Raw genomic sequence first — 17,032 nt, forward strand, 5'->3', positions numbered from 1 at the left:
AACGGTGGACGGCTCAGGGCTCGACGCGCTGACCCTTGCCGATCACCACGATGCCGTTGTCGGACACGGTGTAGCGCTGCCGGTCCCGTTCCAGGTCGACGCCGATCTCGGCGCCCTCCGGGACGTACACGTTCTTGTCCAGGATGGCCCGCCGGACCACCGCGTGGCGGCCGATCTCGACGCCCTCCATCAGCACCGCGCCGTCCACGTGCGCCCAGGAGTGCACCTTGACCTTCGGCGAGACCACCGAGTTCTCCACCAGCGAGCCGGAGATCACCGCGCCGGGCGAGACCATCGAGGCGTGCGCCCGCCCGACCCGCTCGCCCCACTGGTGCACGAACTTCGCCGGCGGGTAGGTCAACTGGCCGGTGTAGATGGGCCACTCGAAGTTGTAGAGGTTGAACACCGGGTGCACGTTTATCAGGTCCATGTGCGCGTCGAAGAACGAGTCGAGCGTCCCCACGTCCCGCCAGTAGCCGCGGTCCCGGTCGGTGCTGCCCGGCACCTCGTTGTCGCGGAAGTCGTAGACGTTCGCCTCGCCCCGCTCGACGAGCATCGGGATGATGCTGCCGCCCATGTCGTGCTTGCTGGTCTTGTCCTCCGCGTCGGCCTCCAGCGCGTCGATCAGCGCCTTGGTGGTGAACACGTAGTTGCCCATCGAGGCGTAGATCTCGTCCGGGGCGTCGGGCAGCCCCACCGCGTCGGTGGGTTTCTCCCGGAACGCGCGGATCCGCCGGCCGTCCTCGCCGACCTCGATCACGCCGAACTGGTCGGCCGTCGACAGCGGCTGCCGGATCCCGGCGACCGTCACCGCCGCCCCGGACGCCCGGTGCTCCTCCACCATCTGCCGGGGGTCCATCCGGTAGATGTGGTCCGCGCCGAAGACGATCACGTAGTCCGGCTGCTCGTCGTCGATCAGGTTGAAGCTCTGGTAGATCGCGTCGGCCGAGCCGGCGAACCACCACGGGCCGCGCCGCTGCTGCGCCGGCACCGGCGTGACGTAGTTGCCGAGCAGCGTCGACATCCGCCACGTCTTGGTGATGTGCCGGTCCAGCGAGTGCGACTTGTACTGGGTCAACACCACGATCTTCAGGTAACCGGCGTTCGCCAGGTTCGAGAGGACGAAGTCCACCATCCGGTACATCCCGCCGAACGGCACGGCGGGCTTCGCCCGGTCGGTGGTGAGCGGCATCAGGCGCTTGCCCTCCCCGCCGGCCAGGACGATCGCGAGCACCTTGTCAGCCATGTGAAGACGCTAACCAGCCGCGTGCGACTTCACCACTCGTACGGGCACGATTCTGCGCCGGGTGGCCGGCGGCACATTGCACTAGGGTGCGCTCATGACCCACTCCGCCCCGCCGAGCGCGGACAGCCCCGTCCCGCTGCGTGTCGACCTGCTCACCCGGGAGTACCCGCCGGAGGTGTACGGCGGCGCCGGGGTGCACGTCGAGTACCTGGCCCGCGAGCTGCGCCGGCTGGCGGACGTGCGGGTCCACTGCTTCGGCGCGCCCCGCGCCGAGGAGGGCGTCACCGCGTACCCGGAGCCGGCCGAACTGGCCGGCGCGAACGCGGCGCTGCGGACCATGGGCGTCGACCTGGCGATGGCCGCCGGCTGCGCCGGCGCCGACGTGGCGCACAGCCACACCTGGTACGCGAACCTGGCCGGGCACACCGCGAAGCTGCTGCACGGGGCGCCGCACGTGGTCACCGTGCACAGCCTGGAGCCGCTGCGCCCGTGGAAGGCCGAGCAGCTCGGCGGCGGGTACGCGCTCTCCTCCTGGTGCGAGCGCACCGCCATCGAGGCCGCCGACGCGATCATCGCGGTCAGCGCCGGCATGATGCGTGACGTGCTGACCGCGTACCCGGCGGTGGACCCCGCCAAGGTACGGGTGGTGCACAACGGCATCGACACCGAGCAGTACGCCCCGGACCACGGCACCGACGTGCTCACCCGGCTCGGCATCGACCCGGCCCGCCCCAGCGTCGTCTACGTCGGGCGGATCACCCGGCAGAAGGGCCTGCCGTACCTGCTGCGGGCCGCCCGCGACCTGCCGCCGGAGACGCAGCTCGTGCTGCTGGCCGGCGCCCCGGACACCCCCGAGATCGCCGCCGAGGTGGAAGGGCTGGTCGACGAGCTGCGGGCCACCCGTACCGGCGTGGTCTGGGTCGCCGAGATGCTGCCCAAGCCCGAGGTGATCCAGGTGCTCACCCACGCCACGGTCTTCGTCTGCCCGTCCGTCTACGAGCCGATGGGCATCGTCAACCTGGAGGCGATGGCCTGCGAGACGGCGGTGGTGGCCACCGCCACCGGCGGCATCCCCGAGGTCGTCGCCGACGGCGAGACCGGGCTGCTCGTCCCGATCGAGCAGGCGACCGACGGCAGCGGCACCCCGCTGGACCCGGACCGCTTCGTGGCCGACCTGGCGGCGGCGGTCAACGCCCTGCTCGCCGACCCGGCCCGGGTGGAGAAGTTCGGCCGCGCCGGCCGCCGCCGCGCCATCGACCACTTCTCCTGGGCCGCCATCGCCGACCAGACCGTCGAGGTGTACCGCTCACTGCTGGCCTGAGGAAGGGGCGCCCACCAGGACGCCGCCCGACCCGCCGGATCGGCTTCTTTCCGCTTCTTTTCCGCGATATGGGCCTCTCCCTGGCGGATGATGCCCCTCTATCGCGAAAAAGAAGTCGATCAGGCCGGCTCAGGTGACGCGGAGGGTGGTGGCGAGGCGGATCAGGTCGGGCGGGGCGTCGGCGGACCGCGCCACGACGGCGACCAGGTCCCGCGCCGCCGGCCGGTCGTGCACCTCACCCCGGGCGGTACGCTCCGCGTCCAGCACCGCCCGCCCGGCCCGCCGACCGTCACCGACCAGCACGTACGCCCCGGCCACGTCGAGCAGGTACGCGGCCTGGTGCTCGGGCGGCAGCCACCGCCAGCCGTCGCCGGTGACCAGCCGCTCGTGCCGTACCGTCGCCGCACCCACGTCGCCCAGGATCGCCGCCGCCACCACCCGCGCCGCCTCGACCGCCGCCCGGTCCTGGGCCGCCCCGGCCAGCTCGGCCGCCTGGTCCAGCAGCATGGTCGCGCCGTCGGCGTCCTCCCGGCCGGCGGCGGCGAGGGCGGCCTGGACCAGCAGCGTCCCGAACAGCGACTCGTCAGCCTGGTCGGGGCCGCGGTGCCGCTGCGGTGGGGTGGCCGGGCCGGTGTCCCCGGCGGGCGTCAGCCGGTGGGCGGCGACAAGCGCGACCTCCAGCGCGAACCGGGGCCGGTCGCCGTGCCGCAGCGCCTGCGCCAGGGGTACGGCCGCGGTGGCGGCCAGCCGCGCGTCGTCCGTCGCCAGGGCGGCGGTCATGCCCCGGTCGGCGGCCAGCCAGGCCGGCGCCCCCTGCCCCACCTTCACCAACGCCAGAGCGGTGAGCCCGTACGCGGCGACCAGCAGCGCGTCCGTGTCCCGCCCCGGTCGGGTGGCCCGCGCCGCACGGGCGGCATCGAGCAGGCCGGGCAGCAGGACGAGCAGATCCGGGTAGCGGGCGTGCCGGTAGCTCTGCTCGGCGTGCCCCAGCCGCGCCCACAGCTCCGCCGGGTCGGGCGGCCGGGCCGACCCCGAAACGTGGTACCGCGACAGCGCGCCCCGCACCCCCTCCACGGCGTCGACGGCCGGGTCGGACCGTCCACCCGACCGGTCCGCCAACAGCACCTCGACGTCGATCCGGAGCGCGTCGGCGACCGCCCGCAGGCTCGACACCCGTTCCAGCCGACGCGCGCCGCGCTCGACCTTGTCCACCCAGCTCTTCGACTTGCCGAGCCGGTCGGCGAACTGCTGCTGCGTCATGTTCCGCCGGACCCGCCACTGCGCGACCCGACGACCCACCGGCAGCTCGTTCACCTGAGCACCCCGACCACGAGCAGCACCAGGACGAGCAGCGCGACCGTCAGGCCGTAGGCGTACTGCCGGCGGGTGGGCGCCGGACCATCGGGACGGGCCGGGCGCTCCTGCGGAGCCGGACCGGGCACCCGGTCGCCGTCGGGATGCGGCGGCCGGGCCCCCGGCACCGGGTACGCCCTGGGCGGTGGCCCGTCGTGCGGACGCTCACGCATCTGCGCCTCCTCGGCGTCGTCGGAGGGCGGGGTGGCACGGGGAGAAACCACCCCGCCCAGGGGACGAGGACTCCGCTGCTGACGAGAGACCCTCGCCCTCAACTTAGAACCCTTAGTAGCCAGAGTCAACACAGGGTCCACACCATGTCGCGGCGAGTGAGATGCTGAGCAGGCTGACGAGAGGTGGTCCCACCATGCCCCGAAAGCCTGTGTACGAGCAGGTTGTCGACGACATCACCACGTCGATCCGGAACGGCACGCTCAGACCCGGCGACAAGTTGCCAACGATCGCCGACCTCGCCCACCAGTACAAATCGTCCGACAATCCGATCAAGCGGGCGCTCTGGATCCTCGATGAGCGGGGATGGATCGAAGTACATCAGGGGAAGGGTTCGTTCGTCGCGGACAAGCCACCCACCTGACCTCGACTCGAAATGATCTTGGAGATCAAAGTGAAGGAAAACCCGGTAGTTGATCTTTAGAGTCGCAGGTCAAGGAGTCTGTTCCCCGCGCACGCGGGGGTGATCCAACCTCGGCAAGGCTTTCCCGACCCACCAACGCCTGTTCCCCGCGCACGCGGGGGTGATCCGGTGAGAGTGCCACGGTCGGACGCGTCGACCGGCTGTTCCCCGCGCACGCGGGGGTGATCCCATCCCCGTCGGGTGGGTGGCGACGTGGTGACGCTGTTCCCCGCGCACGCGGGGGTGATCCGGCTTCCGACAGGAGTACTGCCCGGGCGGAATCGGCTGTTCCCGGCACCTGCGGGGGTGCCCCATATCTGGGGCAGCTCGACAGGGAGCGAGCCGCATACATTCCGCAAACCGCCTAGCCCCACTGGTGGTCGGCGGCGGGCAGGGTGAAGTCGCTGCTGGCAGACTGCCCGGATGACAGAGCAGCTCCGTGAGCGGCGACGACTCTGGTTGGTGCTGGTGGTGGCGGTCGTCGGCGGCGTACTGCTGGGGGCGGTCGACCTGGTCGCCCAGCGGGAGCTGCCGTACCCATGGGCGAACCTGGCGAATTCCAGCGCTGTCTGGGCGGTCGGCGCGTTCGGTATCGGCGTCTGGGTGGGTGACCGGGGTTGGCGGCCGGTGCTGGCCGGTACGCTGCTGCTGCTGGTGGCGGTGGAGAGCTACTACCTCACCGCAGCCCTGGTGCAGGGCGACAGCATGACCAATCTGGTGAGTCCGACGGCAGCGCTGTGGCTGGTGTTCGGGGTTCTCGCCGGCGTCGTCTTCGGCGCCGCTGGCGGCTGGTCGCGGGGCGGCAACCGGTGGCGGCGGGTCCTCGGCGCGGCGCTGCCTGGAGCTGTCCTGCTCGCCGAGGCCGCCGTGCTGGTCCTCCGCAGCGGCAACGGGGGCGTGGCCTACCGGACGGACAGCCTCCAGACAGCGGCTATCGAGGCGGTGCTCGGCCTCCTGCTGCCGCTGCTCGTCGGGCGCACCGGCCGGGAGCGGCTGGAAGCGCTGGCGGCGAGCGTACCGCTGGCCCTCATCGGCCTCGGCGGCTTCCTCGCCGCCGGATTCGGCGGCTGACCAGCGGCCCCGCCGGGCCTGTGCTGCCGCCACCCGCTGAGCCCGTGGACGTCCCGACCCCCGGTCAGCTTCCGAGAGCCGCCATCCGGCGGAGGCCCTCGTCGACGGTGATCGTCGGCTGGTACTCCAGGTGGGTCCGGGCGCGCGTGATGTCGTAGACGCGGTCGCGGCCCATGAAGGTGACGATCCATCGGGTGAGCGGTGGCGGCGTGGCACGGCGGCGGGCCCTGGCGGCGGTCTCCATGACCGTGGCGATGGCCGACGCGACCGCCCGGGGGAAGCTGTTGCTGCTGCTCACGTCGAGGCCCCGGGTGGCGAGCAGCGGGGTGAAGAAACCGCGGGCCGGCCGGGGGTCGCCGTCGGTGACGTAGCAGACCAGGCCGTGCTCCCCGCGCGTCATCGCCAGGGCGACGGCGTGGGCAAGGTTGTCGAAGTGGCAGTAGTCGACGGTGTGCTGCCCGCCGTCGATCCAGGCGAACCGGCCGGCCTCGACGGAGTCGACGAACCCTTGCAGGTTGCCGGCCGCGCCGTGGCCCCAGAGAAAGGGCGGTCGGAGGATCACCAGCGCGGTCTCTCGATGGGGCAGCGCGAGCAGCTCTTGCTCGGTGCGCAGCTTGACCCGGCTGTACGCGATGTTCGCCCGGCCGGTGTCGGAGGTCTCGTCCACGATGCTCAGGTGTCTGGTGCCGGTGGAGACGCTGGCGGCCGAGAGCAGGACGAAGCGTCTCACCCCTGCGGCCACCGCAGCCTCGTACAGGGCGCGGGTGGGCAGCAGGTTGCGCTCGACGAACAGCTCGTCGGGCCCCCAGAACTCCATGAAGGCCGCCGCGTGGACCACGGCGTCGACCTCGTCGAGGACGCTCAGCCACGCCGGCGCGCCGGCACCGTTCCGGGCGGCCTCCGCCAGGTCACCGCGTACCGGCCGGGCCCCTGCGACCGTGACCGCCTGCTCCGCCGAAGCCGACCTCGCCAGCGCGTGCACGGTGTGCCCGTCGGCTACCAGCCTACGGATGATCACACCGCCGGCAGAGCCGGAGCCGCCCGTGAGAAAAATGTCCATGAGATCCCTCCAGAACCGGGACGCGCTCTGTTGACGCTGTCACCTGAAGAGAGTGTGCGCGATTGGAGTTGACAATGTCAACCCGTCGGATGACGTTGTCAACTAGATAGCATGGTGTGGTGATCAGTCGCTCGGAGTCCGCTGCCGCCACCCGTCGTTCACTGCTCGACGCGGCGGCCGGCCTGCTGGACGAGGGTGGACCGGAGGCGGTGACGCTGCGGGAGGTGGGCGCACGGGCCGGCGTGAGTCGCGGAGCGCCCTACCGGCACTTCGCCGACAAGGGCGACCTGCTGACCGCCGTCGCGGCGGAGGCATGGGACCGGTTGGCGGACCGGGCCGTGGAGTTGGCCGCCGATCCGCTGACCTCGGCGGAGGAGAAGCTGCGGGGCATGCTCGCCGGGCTGCTCGCCGTCGGCCGCGAGCAGCCGCACCTCTACCGGCTGATGCACCAGGCGCCCGCCGGTGAGGAGGTGCTGCGCGCGGCGTCGCGAAGTCAGGGCCCGTTCGTGGCCGTCCTGGGTGATCTGGTGGGCGAGGACAAGGCCTACCGCTACGGGGCGCTGCTGCTCACCAGCGTGCACGGGATAATCGGGATGGAGGCCAGCGGCCAGCTCACCGCCGACAAGTGGCACACCGACGCCGACGACATCCTGACCCTCCTGACCGGGATGATCGCCGGCCGCTGAGCGAGCAGGGACAGCTACGGCTACTCCCTCGCCGGCAACTGCTCCTTGGCCTCGTCGTAGCCGGCCGGGGTGGGGGCGGCGGTCGGCGCGTAGATGACCCGGAGCACGCCGGTCGGGTACGCCTCCGTGGCCACCACCTTCAGGTGGTACGGCTGGTCGCCCTCGTCGAACAGCCTGCGGCCCTTGCGGGCCGCCACCGGGTGCACCAGCAGGCGCAGCTCGTCGACCAGGCCGGCGGCAAGCAGTTGCTGCACCACGGAGATCGATCCGGGGATGAGGATGCCCCGGATGCCGCTGTCGGCTTTGAGCGCGGTGACCGCCTCGACCAGGTCGCCCTCGATCAGCTCCGAGTTGCGCCAGGAGAACTCCAGCGGCTGACGCGAGACGACCACCTTGCGGACGTCCCCGAGCTGCTTGGCGAACGGAGCGTCCTCTCCCCCGGCAGCCTCACGGTCGGGCCAGGCCCCGGCGAAGCTGTCGTACGTCTCCCGGCCGATGAGCAGCACGTCAGACGTACCGTAATCCTCCTCGACGGCACGGCCCATGTGCTCGTCGAAATACGGGAAGTGCCAGTCGGGGTCGATCTCTGCCACCCCGTCGGCCGAGATGAACAGCGTGGAGACGACCTTCGCCATGGCGTGATCCCTTCTGGTCAGTTGGCGCGGCAGGTAGGCCGCTGTCACATCCTGGCGTACCCCACCGACATTCCGGGCGACCGCTGGAGTGCCCCAGATCCGGGGCAGCTCGACAGGTCGCCGGAACACGTACCCCTGGCGGTGGGCTCAGCCGACGGGCCAGGCCGGGAGGTGATTTCGTTTCCTTGAAACGGGGGCTTCCGGGCGGAGCATGACCCCGGTATCGGTGAAATGGAGTTGATCTTGCGGCACGGTGGGCGGGGTGGGCGGGGCGGGGTGGGCGGAGTGGGTGGGACGGGAGTCGCGCGCGGAGCGATCTCGGGCAGTAGGTTGACGGGGTGACTGGACGGTTCCCGATCGAAGACATCACCCCCTCGGTGGCCTGCGGTCGCTACCCGGCCAAGGCGGTCGTCGGCGAGTTGGTCCCGGTGTCCGCCCGCGCCTACCGGGAGGGCCACGACGCGCTGGGCTGCACTGTCGTCTGGCAGGGGCCGGACGGGCGGCCCCGGCCCCCGGTGCGGATGCGGCCCGGCGAGCCGGGGCAGGACAGGTGGCACGCCACCATCCGGCCGGACGCGGTGGGCCGCTGGACGTTCACCGTGGAGGCGTTCTCCGACCCGTACCTGACCTGGCAGAACGCCGTGACCAAGAAGATCGCCGCCGGGCAGGGCGCGGCGGAGCTGGCCAACGACCTGGCCGACGGGGCGCGGATCCTGGACGCCGCCGCCGGGGTCGTGCCGACCGCCGAGCGGCGGCGGGTGCGGGCGGCGACGCAGGCGTTGCTGGACACCGGGCGGCCGGTGCCGCGCCGGGTGGCCCAGGCGCTCGACCTGGCCGAGCTGCTCTGGGCGTACCCGGTCCGCGAGCTGGTCACCGCAGCCGACGAGTACGCCATCTGGGTGGACCGGCCCCGGGCGCTCTTCTCCGCCTGGTACGAGTTCTTCCCCCGCTCGGAGGGGGCGATCCCGGCGACGGTGGACGCCCCGGCGCGCTCCGGCACGTTCACCACCGCGATGGACCGGCTGCCCGGGGTGGCCGCGATGGGGTTCGACGTGCTCTACCTGCCGCCGATCCACCCGATCGGCCGGGTCAACCGGAAGGGCCCGAACAACTCCCTGGTCGCCGGGCCGGACGACGTGGGCTCGCCGTGGGCGATCGGCGCGGCCGAGGGCGGCCACGACGCCATCCACCCCGACCTGGGCACGGCGGAGGACTTCCGGGACTTCGTCGCCGCCGCCGCCGACGCGGGCCTGGAGGTGGCGATGGACCTGGCGTTGCAGTGCGCGCCGGACCATCCGTGGGTCACCGAGCACCCGGAGTGGTTCACCACCCGGGCCGACGGCAGCATCGCGTACGCGGAGAACCCGCCGAAGAAGTACCAGGACATCTACCCGTTGAACTTCGACAACGACCCGGAGGGCATCCGGGCGGAGATCCTGCGGGTGGTGCGGCACTGGGTCGGCGAGGGCGTGAAGATCTTCCGGGTCGACAACCCGCACACCAAGCCGGTCGACTTCTGGCACTGGCTGATCGCCGAGGTCAAGCGGACCGACCCGGACGTGCTGTTCCTGGCGGAGGCGTTCACCCGGCCGGCGATGATGCACGGGCTCGGCAAGGTCGGCTTCACCCAGTCGTACACGTACTTCACCTGGCGGACCACGCCGGCGCAGATGCGGGAGTACTGCGAGGAGCTGGTCGCCTCGGTGGACTGGATGCGGCCGAACTTCTGGCCGAACACGCCGGACATCCTGCACGAGACGTTGCAGCACGGCGGCCCGCCGATGTTCAAGATCCGGGCGGTGCTGGCGGGTCTGCTCTCCCCCTCCTGGGGCATGTACGCCGGCTACGAGCTGTTCGAGCACGAGGCCCGCCCCGGCGCGGAGGAGTACCTCGACAACGAGAAGTACGAGCTGCGCCCCCGGGACTGGGCCGGCGCGCAGGCGCAGGGTCGCTCCCTCGCGCCGTTCGTCACCACCCTGAACCGGGTACGGCGGGAGCATCCCGCCCTGCGTCAGCTCCGCAACCTGGTCTTCCACGACGTCGACAACCCGATGCTGCTGTGCTGGTCGAAGCGGGACGCGGACACCGGCGACACGGTGCTGGTGGTCTGCTCGTTCGACGCGCGGCAGGTGCAGTGGGGCAACACCACGCTGGACATGCCCGCGCTCGGTTTCGACTGGCACGAGCGGTTCACCGTGCACGACGAGCTGACCGGCGCGACGTACGACTGGGGGCAGCGCAACGCCGTCCGGTTGGACCCGTATCTTCAGCCGGCACACGTGTTCACGGTGCGGCGTCCCGCGCCCGCCGAGCCACCGACGCCCGTCCCGGCCCCCCCGACCGAGCTGACCGTCGAGGCTGTGCCGGACGACCTCTCCGGCGGCGCCGCACCGGTCGCTCCCGCTGACAAGGATGAGCAATGGACCAGTTGATCGCCGGTACGGCGCACGACCCGCACGCCCTGCTGGGGGCGCACGCCGCCGACGGCCGCACCACCGTCCGTACCCTGCGCCGGGGCGCGGGACGGGTGACCCTGCTGGTGGGCGGGGCCCGGCACGAGATGCGCCGCACGCACGACGCGGGCGTCTTCGAGGTCACCGTGCCGGGCACGGTGAGCGACTACCGGGTCGAGGTGGACGGGGTCGAGCACGACGACCCGTACCGGCATCTGCCCACCCTGGGTGAGCTGGACCTGCACCTGATCGGCGAGGGTCGGCACGAGCGGCTGTGGGAGGCCCTCGGCGCGCGGGCCCACGACGGCGGGGTGGCGTTCGCGGTGTGGGCGCCGAACGCGCGGGGCGTGCGGGTGGTCGGCGAGTTCACCGGCTGGGGCCCGGACGACGGTTGGCCGATGCGCTCGCTGGGCTCCAGCGGGGTGTGGGAGCTGTACGTGCCGGGGGCCGCCGTCGGGCACCGCTACAAGTACCGGATCCTCGGCGCGGACGGGCGGTGGCGGGACAAGGCCGACCCGATGGCCGCGTACGCGGAGGTGCCGCCGGCCACCGCGTCGGTGGTGCACCGGTCGACCCACCGGTGGGGTGACGCCGAGTGGCTGGCGCGGCGGGCGCGGCGGCAGCCGCACCAGGAGCCGATGAGCGTGTACGAGGTGCACCTGGGCTCGTGGCGGCCGGGCCTGGGCTACCGGGAGCTGGCCGAGCAGTTGACCGCGTACGTGACCGAGCTGGGGTTCACGCACGTGGAGTTCATGCCGGTGATGGAGCACCCGTTCGGCGGCTCGTGGGGTTACCAGGTCACCGGCTACTACGCGCCGACGTCCCGGTTCGGTGACCCGGACGCGTTCCGGCACCTGGTGGACACCCTGCACCGGGCGGGGATCGGGGTGCTGCTGGACTGGGTGCCGGCGCACTTCCCGAAGGACGAGTGGGCCCTGGCGCGGTTCGACGGCACCCCGCTGTACGAGCACCCCGACCCGCGCCGCGGCGAGCACCCCGACTGGGGCACGTACGTCTTCGACTTCGGCCGTCGGGAGGTGCGTAACTTCCTGGTCGCCAACGCGCTGTACTGGCTGGACGAGTTCCACGTGGACGGGCTACGGGTGGACGCGGTGGCGTCCATGCTCTACCTGGACTACTCCCGGGGTGAGGGGCAGTGGGCCCCCAACCAGCACGGCGGTCGGGAAAATCTTGAGGCGATCGCCTTCATGCAGGAGGTCAACGCCACCGTCTACAAGCACCACGCCGGCGTGGTGATGATCGCCGAGGAGTCGACGGCGTGGCCGGGGGTGACCCGGGCGACCAGCGGCGGCGGGCTCGGGTACGGCTTCAAGTGGAACATGGGTTGGATGCACGACACCCTGCTCTACACGTCGAAGGACCCGATCTACCGGCAGCACCACCACCATCAGCTCACCTTCTCGCTGGCGTACGCGTTCAGCGAGAACTACGTGCTGCCGATCAGCCACGACGAGGTGGTGCACGGCAAGGGCTCGCTGGTCGCCAAGATGCCCGGCGACACCTGGCAGAAGCTGGCGAACGTGCGGGCGCTGCTGGCGTACATGTGGGCGCACCCGGGCAAGCAGTTGCTGTTCATGGGCTGTGAGCTGGGTGACGAGCGGGAGTGGAGCGAGGAGCGCGGCCTGGACTGGTACCTGCTGCACGATCCGGCGCGGGCCGGCGTGCAGCGGCTGGTCAAGGACCTGAACGCGGTGTACCGGGCCACCCCGGCGCTGTGGGCGCAGGACACCGACCCGGCCGGCTTCCGCTGGATCGCCGGGGACGACGTCGTCAACAACACCGCGTCGTTCGTGCGGATCGCCCCGGACGGCTCGACCCTGGTGTGCGTGGTGAACTTCTCCGCCCGCCCGCTGCCCGACTACCGGGTCGGCCTGCCGTCCGGCGGCGTCTGGACGGAGGTCGTCAACACCGACGCCCACCACTACGGCGGCTCGGGCGTGGGCAATCTGGGCCGGGTGCGGGCGGAGAGCGTCCCCTGGCACGGTCTGCCGGCTTCGGCCGCCCTCCAGGTGCCGCCGCTGGGCGCGCTCTGGCTCCGCCCCGCCTGACCGGCCCTCCTGTTCGGCTCCACTTCGCGGAAGCGGTGGCATGGGCATCCCGCCGATGCCCCGCTTCCGCGGAGATGGAGCGTCAGCGCGTGAGCCGGAGCATGGGGGACGGGGAGTCCTGGAAACCCAGCTCGCGGTAGAGGGGCGCGCCGTCCGGCGTGGCCACCAGGTCGATCCGCGTGACGTCACGCCGACGGAACCAGTCCAGCAGGGCGGTCAGCACCGCCCGCGAGCAGCCACGTCGGCGGTACGTCGGATCGGTCGCCACGTTGAAGACGTACCCGATCTCGCCACGGGGATTGTCCGGGCCGCCCAGCCGACGTTCGATCACGCCGACGGCGCAGGCCGCCAGCCGGCCCGACTCGTCCGGCCGGTCCACCACGTACGCGGCCATCGACGGCTCCGGTCCGGCCAGCCGTTCCCGCAGCGTGGTAACGGCGGTCTCTTCCCAGGGCCCGGAATCCGGCTCCCGGCCGGACATGCCGGCCAGCATCACCCGGCGTAGCCGCACCAGCTCGTCCACGTCCCCGACGCCTGCCCGCCGCACCTCGACCACCCGGCGACCGTACGCCCCTCTCCGTTTCGCGGAGAGTGCGGTGTCGGACCTTGGGGACACGCCCGTTTCCGGGAAACGGCGCGGATCTGCCCCGAGGCGGGCGGGGCGGGTCAGACGAGGTCGGCCTGACGGAGGAGTTTCCAGAGGCCGGCGCCGTCCGGGGCGGAGAGCCACTTCTGCCCCACCGGCCCGGACGACGACTCGTGCTCGGCCAACGGGGCCGGCAGCGTGCCGGCCAGCACCGACTGGGCCGGGGAGAGTCGGCGGATCGCCACCCCGGCCACGTTGGCCGGGTGGGCGGCGGCGAACTCGCGGTAGATCTCCTGGTCGTGCTGGCCGTCGTCGCCCACCAGCAGCCACCTGACGTCCGGGAACTCGCTGGCCAGCCGGGCCAGGGTGGCCCGCTTGTGCTCCATGCCGCTGCGGAACCACCGGTCGTGGGTGGGTCCCCAGTCGGTGAGCAGCAGCGGCCCGGCCGGGTACAGGTGCCGGGACAGGAACCGGGTCAGCGTGGGCGCGACGTTCCACGCGCCGGTGGAGAGGTAGAAGACCGGCGCGCCGGGGTGCGCGGTGACCAGCCGCTCGTACAGCACGGCCATGCCGGGGACGGCCGCCCGGGCGTGCTCGTCCAGGACGAACGTGTTCCAGGCGGCCAGCAGCGGCCGGGGCAGCGCGGTGACCATCACCGTGTCGTCGATGTCGGAGATGATGCCGAACCGGACCTGCGGGTCGAGGATCCGCACCGGGGCCTCGACCGGGTCGGCGTCGGCCAGGCTCAGCCGTACCGTGCCCCAGCCGGGCGGCAGGTCGGCCTTGACCACGGCGTTGACGAAGCCGCTGCGGTCGGCGACCGCCTCGTGACGGACCCCGGCCGCCTCGATAACCACCCGGGCGTGCTTGGCGGGGAGGGTGGTGAAGCTGCGCCAGCCGCGTACCTTCTCCAGCCGGCCGCCGCCCTGCCGCCGGTCCGGGCGGCCGAGCAGCACCCGGCACATCACCCGTACCCAACCCGGCGCGCCGTACCCGGCGTACGCGACGATGTTGGTCTGCCAGCCGGTGCGCCGCAGGCGGCGCTCGACCAGCCGGTGCACGGCGTCCTCGATCCGGGCGGCCCGGTGCAGGACGGGAACGGCAAGCTCACCGGTGGGTGGGGTCGACACGCTGCCACCCTGCCACACGAACGGGGAACCGGCCACGCGAGCGCCGGAGCGCCGCCGCCCCCACCGGCCACGCGGGCCGACCTGCGCCGATCCGCCTCCCCGACCCCCGTTGTCGTGACAGACTCCGGTCGCGGACGGTGACGGGGGCGTTCGGCGATGGTGACAGGGGCGCGACGACGGCGGCCGGCGCTGGACCGGCCGGCCCGGGTCGCCCTGCTGCTCGGCGTCGCCGGGGTGGGCTACCGGCTGGCGCTGCTCCTGCTCGACGTGCCCGGCTCGAACAGCGACGAGGGCACCTTCGGGCTGGTCGCCCTGCACATCGCGCAGGGTCGCGCGCATCCGGTCTTCCTGTACGGGCAGCGGTACATGGGGGTGCTGGAGTCGTACCTGGCCGCGCCGCTGTTCGTGGTGGCCGGGCCGTCCTGGCTGGCGCTGCGGCTGCCGCTGCTCGTGCTGTACGCCCTGTTCGTGTACCTGATGTACCGGTTGACCAGGCGGATCGGCTCGCCCTGGTTCGCGGCGCTGGTGGTGGGGCTGTTGGCGCTCGGTCCGGAGCGGGTGGTGCGGGACCAGTTGACGGCGGTGGGTGGCCGGCCGGAGGCCAAGGTGGCGGTGGCGGCGATGCTGCTGGTCGCGGTCGGGCTGGCGGAGGGCACGCTCCGGCGTCGCCGGTTGGCCGGGGTCGCGTTCGGGGCGCTGGCCGGGGTCGCGGTCTGGTCGGACTGGCTGATCGTGCCGTACCTGGCGGCGGCCGGGCTGGTGCTGGTGTTCGCGTTGCGCCGGGAACTGCTCGGTCGGGCGGTGGCGCTGCCGTTGGCCGGGTTCGCCGTGGGCGCCGCCCCGATGATCTACGACAACCTGACGGTGCCCGCCGGCCAGCGTTCGTGGGAGGTGTTCCAGCAGGTCAACGCGGGTGACGGTGGCCCGGTGCCGGCGCTGGGCGAACGGTTGCGCGGCGGGTTCGCCGAGGGGGTGCCGCTGGCCGCCGGGCTGTGCCCGCCGGGCGGCTGCGCCGGCTGGCAGGCGTGGTTCGGCCTGCTCTACCCGCTGCTGCTGGCGCTCGCCGCCGGGTTCGCGGTGGTCACCCTGCGCCGCCGGGTCGCCCACCCGGTCCGGCCGGTGACGCACCTCGCGCTGGTCGGCGCGGCGGCGCTGACCCTGCTCGGGTACGTGCGCAGCCCGCTCGCCGCGTCCGACCCGCTGGCCAGCGCCCGGTACCTGGCGGTGCTCCAACTGTCGCTGCCGGCGGTGCTCTGGCCGCTCTGGGCGGCGGCGGTGACCGGCTTGACCGGCCGGGCCGCGCGGTTCGGCCGGGGCAGCCGGAGCGAGCCGACCGGCCGGGGCAGCCGGGGCAGCCGGGGCGAGCCGGCCGGTCCCGGTGGCCGGGTCGGCGGGGCGGTGGGGACCGCCGGCGGGCGGGTGCGGGCTGTCGGCGGGGCGGTGGCCGTCGGCGCGCTGGCGGCGCTGGTGGGGGTGGCGCTGGTGGCGACCGGGCTCTTCGTCACCGACGCCGCCGGCATCCGGGCCGAGGAACGGCAGGCCCGCCGGCTCGCCGAGACGCTGCGCGCCGACGGCCCACGCCACGTCTACGGCGACTACTGGACCTGCGGCCGGCTGGTCTTCCACACCGCCGAGGAGGTGGTCTGCGCGGTCGTCGACGACCGGCTGGGCCCCGGGCAGAACCGCTATCCGGCGTACTGGCGGGCGGTGGGGCGCGCCGAGCGGCCCGGGTACGTGCTGCGCCCCGGCTCGGCCGCCGAGCGGCGGCTGACCGGGCTGCTGGCCGAGCGGAACGTCCCGGCCACCGTCACCGACCTGGGCGGATACCGACTGTACCGACCGGCCTCGGCGGTACGACCGTGACGCCGGCCTCGGCGGTACGACCGTAGCGGCGGACGGCCCGGGTACGCTCACCCGGCCAGCTCCACCGGCCGCCGGTTCCACCCGGTCGGCGTGGACCCACCCTCGGCGAGGAACTCCGCGATGCTCATTCTGTTGCCGCCCTCGGAGCGGAAGGCCGACGTACGCGCCGGGCGGCGGCTCGACCTGACCCGGCTCAGCCTGCCCGAGCTGACCCCGGCCCGGGAAGCGGCGCTGGCGGCGCTTGTCGACCTCGCGGTCGCGCCCGACGACGCGGGCATGCGGGCGTTGGGGCTCGGCGACGGTCAGCGCGGCGAGTTGGCCCGTAACGCGCGGCTGCGCGCCGCCGCCGCCGGGCCGGCCGGGGCCGTCTACACCGGGGTGCTGTACGAGGCGTTGGACCTGGCCACCCTGCCCCCGGCGGCGTTGCGGGCGGCCCGCCGGCAGGTGCTGGTCGCCTCCGGGCTGTGGGGGGCGGTCCGCCTCGCCGACCGGATCCCGCCGTACCGCTGCCCGATCGGGGTGGTCCTGCCCGGCCTGGGGGCGCTGTCCGCGTACTGGAAAGGGGTGTTGGGGCCGGCGATGGAGTCGGCGGCGGCCGACGGCCCGGTCCTCGACCTGCGCTCCGCCGCCTACGCCGCGGCCTGGACGCCCCGGGGCGCGCTTGCCGAACGGACGGTGGCCGTGCGGGTGCTGCACGAGCGGGAGGTCGACGGGGTGGTGACCCGGTCCGTGGTCAGTCACTTCAACAAGGCGACAAAGGGTCGGTTGGCGCGTGACCTGCTCACCGCCGGGGCCCGCCCGCGCGACGCGGCCGAGCTGGTCACCGCGCTGCGGGACCTGAAGCACACGGTGGTGGAGCAGTCCGCCGCGCCGGGCCGGGCGCGACGCGTCGACGTGGTGGTCGGCGCGCTCTGACCCGGCCTGT

Annotated in this window: 15 protein-coding genes and 1 CRISPR repeat array; of the genes, 8 read left to right on the forward strand and 7 right to left on the reverse strand. The window is 72.9% G+C overall.

The genetic code is table 11. From position 1 onward, the window contains the following. Positions 1-13: 13 nt before the first annotated feature. Positions 14-1,246, reverse strand: a complete 1,233-nt coding sequence (glgC, locus tag O7606_RS09640) for a glucose-1-phosphate adenylyltransferase (RefSeq protein ID WP_281598717.1) — start codon at positions 1,244-1,246, stop codon at positions 14-16. Between the two features lie 94 nt (positions 1,247-1,340). Here glgC and glgA point away from each other — a divergent pair, with 94 nt between their 5' ends. Continuing rightward, a complete protein-coding gene (gene glgA, locus O7606_RS09645) occupies positions 1,341-2,567 on the forward strand; it encodes a glycogen synthase (RefSeq protein ID WP_281598718.1) in 1,227 nt (408 codons plus the stop codon). Positions 2,568-2,696: 129 nt separating this feature from the next. Here glgA and O7606_RS09650 read toward each other — a convergent pair whose 3' ends face one another. After that, complete coding sequence (locus tag O7606_RS09650) at positions 2,697-3,881, reverse strand: helix-turn-helix domain-containing protein (RefSeq protein ID WP_281598719.1); 1,185 nt, start codon at positions 3,879-3,881, stop codon at positions 2,697-2,699. Beyond that, positions 3,878-4,144, reverse strand: a complete 267-nt coding sequence (locus O7606_RS09655; protein ID WP_281598720.1) for a hypothetical protein — start codon at positions 4,142-4,144, stop codon at positions 3,878-3,880. Before O7606_RS09655 ends, O7606_RS09650 begins: the two co-directional genes overlap by 4 nt. 158 nt (positions 4,145-4,302) lie before the next feature. Here O7606_RS09655 and O7606_RS09660 point away from each other — a divergent pair, with 158 nt between their 5' ends. Then, a complete protein-coding gene (locus O7606_RS09660) occupies positions 4,303-4,515 on the forward strand; it encodes a winged helix-turn-helix domain-containing protein (RefSeq protein ID WP_281598721.1) in 213 nt (70 codons plus the stop codon). A gap of 78 nt (positions 4,516-4,593) precedes the next feature. After that, positions 4,594-4,867: direct repeats of the CRISPR family, unit length 28 nt; unit sequence CTGTTCCCCGCGCACGCGGGGGTGATCC. A 110-nt stretch (positions 4,868-4,977) separates the two neighbouring features. Beyond that, complete coding sequence (locus O7606_RS09665; protein WP_281598722.1) at positions 4,978-5,625, forward strand: DUF6518 family protein; 648 nt, start codon at positions 4,978-4,980, stop codon at positions 5,623-5,625. A gap of 64 nt (positions 5,626-5,689) precedes the next feature. On the opposite strand, the gene O7606_RS09670 is transcribed toward O7606_RS09665, so the two are convergent. Continuing rightward, on the reverse strand, positions 5,690-6,685 hold the full coding sequence (locus O7606_RS09670) for an NAD(P)-dependent oxidoreductase (RefSeq protein ID WP_281598723.1): 996 nt from the start codon (positions 6,683-6,685) through the stop codon (positions 5,690-5,692). Positions 6,686-6,804: 119 nt separating this feature from the next. Between O7606_RS09670 and O7606_RS09675 the strand changes: the two genes are divergently transcribed. Continuing rightward, the gene (locus tag O7606_RS09675) at positions 6,805-7,371 is read left to right on the forward strand and encodes a TetR/AcrR family transcriptional regulator (protein ID WP_281598724.1); all 567 of its coding nucleotides are present in this window, start codon (positions 6,805-6,807) and stop codon (positions 7,369-7,371) included. A 20-nt stretch (positions 7,372-7,391) separates the two neighbouring features. On the opposite strand, the gene O7606_RS09680 is transcribed toward O7606_RS09675, so the two are convergent. Further along, on the reverse strand, positions 7,392-8,006 hold the full coding sequence (locus tag O7606_RS09680) for a dihydrofolate reductase family protein (protein WP_281598725.1): 615 nt from the start codon (positions 8,004-8,006) through the stop codon (positions 7,392-7,394). A 338-nt stretch (positions 8,007-8,344) separates the two neighbouring features. Here O7606_RS09680 and O7606_RS09685 point away from each other — a divergent pair, with 338 nt between their 5' ends. Then, positions 8,345-10,438 (forward strand): alpha-1,4-glucan--maltose-1-phosphate maltosyltransferase, encoded by a 2,094-nt coding sequence (locus O7606_RS09685; RefSeq protein ID WP_281598726.1) that lies wholly within the window; start codon positions 8,345-8,347, stop codon positions 10,436-10,438. Then, positions 10,426-12,528: a 1,4-alpha-glucan branching protein GlgB gene (gene glgB / locus O7606_RS09690; RefSeq protein ID WP_281598727.1), complete on the forward strand. Its 2,103-nt coding sequence runs from the start codon at positions 10,426-10,428 to the stop codon at positions 12,526-12,528. Before O7606_RS09685 ends, glgB begins: the two co-directional genes overlap by 13 nt. A gap of 82 nt (positions 12,529-12,610) precedes the next feature. On the opposite strand, the gene O7606_RS09695 is transcribed toward glgB, so the two are convergent. Together O7606_RS09695 and O7606_RS09700 are read right to left on the reverse strand one after the other, a co-directional pair. Then, entirely contained in the window at positions 12,611-13,084 is a 474-nt protein-coding gene (locus O7606_RS09695) for a GNAT family N-acetyltransferase (protein WP_281598728.1), read from the reverse strand. 110 nt (positions 13,085-13,194) lie between these two features. Continuing rightward, positions 13,195-14,244 carry a phosphatase domain-containing protein gene (locus O7606_RS09700; RefSeq protein ID WP_281598729.1) on the reverse strand — a complete coding sequence of 350 codons (1,050 nt, stop codon included), beginning with the start codon at positions 14,242-14,244 and terminating at the stop codon, positions 13,195-13,197. A 156-nt stretch (positions 14,245-14,400) separates the two neighbouring features. On the opposite strand from O7606_RS09700, the gene O7606_RS09705 reads away from it, so the two are divergent. Together O7606_RS09705 and yaaA are read left to right on the forward strand one after the other, a co-directional pair. Then, positions 14,401-16,107, forward strand: a complete 1,707-nt coding sequence (locus tag O7606_RS09705; RefSeq protein WP_281598730.1) for a hypothetical protein — start codon at positions 14,401-14,403, stop codon at positions 16,105-16,107. A 120-nt stretch (positions 16,108-16,227) separates the two neighbouring features. Beyond that, the gene (yaaA, locus tag O7606_RS09710) at positions 16,228-17,022 is read left to right on the forward strand and encodes a peroxide stress protein YaaA (RefSeq protein WP_281598731.1); all 795 of its coding nucleotides are present in this window, start codon (positions 16,228-16,230) and stop codon (positions 17,020-17,022) included. Positions 17,023-17,032: the final 10 nt, after the last annotated feature.

This window comes from Micromonospora sp. WMMD882 (assembly GCF_027497255.1).
In the GTDB taxonomy this organism is placed as follows: domain Bacteria; phylum Actinomycetota; class Actinomycetes; order Mycobacteriales; family Micromonosporaceae; genus Micromonospora.

Excerpts from the sequence above, each read along its gene's own strand:
- glgB (WP_281598727.1), top strand. The coding sequence starts at position 10,426 with ATGGACCAGTTGATCGCCGGTACGGCGCACGACCCGCACGCCCTGCTG.
- glgC (WP_281598717.1), bottom strand. The coding sequence starts at position 1,246 with ATGGCTGACAAGGTGCTCGCGATCGTCCTGGCCGGCGGGGAGGGCAAG.
- O7606_RS09670 (WP_281598723.1), bottom strand. The coding sequence starts at position 6,685 with ATGGACATTTTTCTCACGGGCGGCTCCGGCTCTGCCGGCGGTGTGATC.
- O7606_RS09680 (WP_281598725.1), bottom strand. The coding sequence starts at position 8,006 with ATGGCGAAGGTCGTCTCCACGCTGTTCATCTCGGCCGACGGGGTGGCA.
- O7606_RS09705 (WP_281598730.1), top strand. The coding sequence starts at position 14,401 with ATGGTGACAGGGGCGCGACGACGGCGGCCGGCGCTGGACCGGCCGGCC.
- glgA (WP_281598718.1), top strand. The coding sequence starts at position 1,341 with ATGACCCACTCCGCCCCGCCGAGCGCGGACAGCCCCGTCCCGCTGCGT.
- O7606_RS09665 (WP_281598722.1), top strand. The coding sequence starts at position 4,978 with ATGACAGAGCAGCTCCGTGAGCGGCGACGACTCTGGTTGGTGCTGGTG.
- yaaA (WP_281598731.1), top strand. The coding sequence starts at position 16,228 with ATGCTCATTCTGTTGCCGCCCTCGGAGCGGAAGGCCGACGTACGCGCC.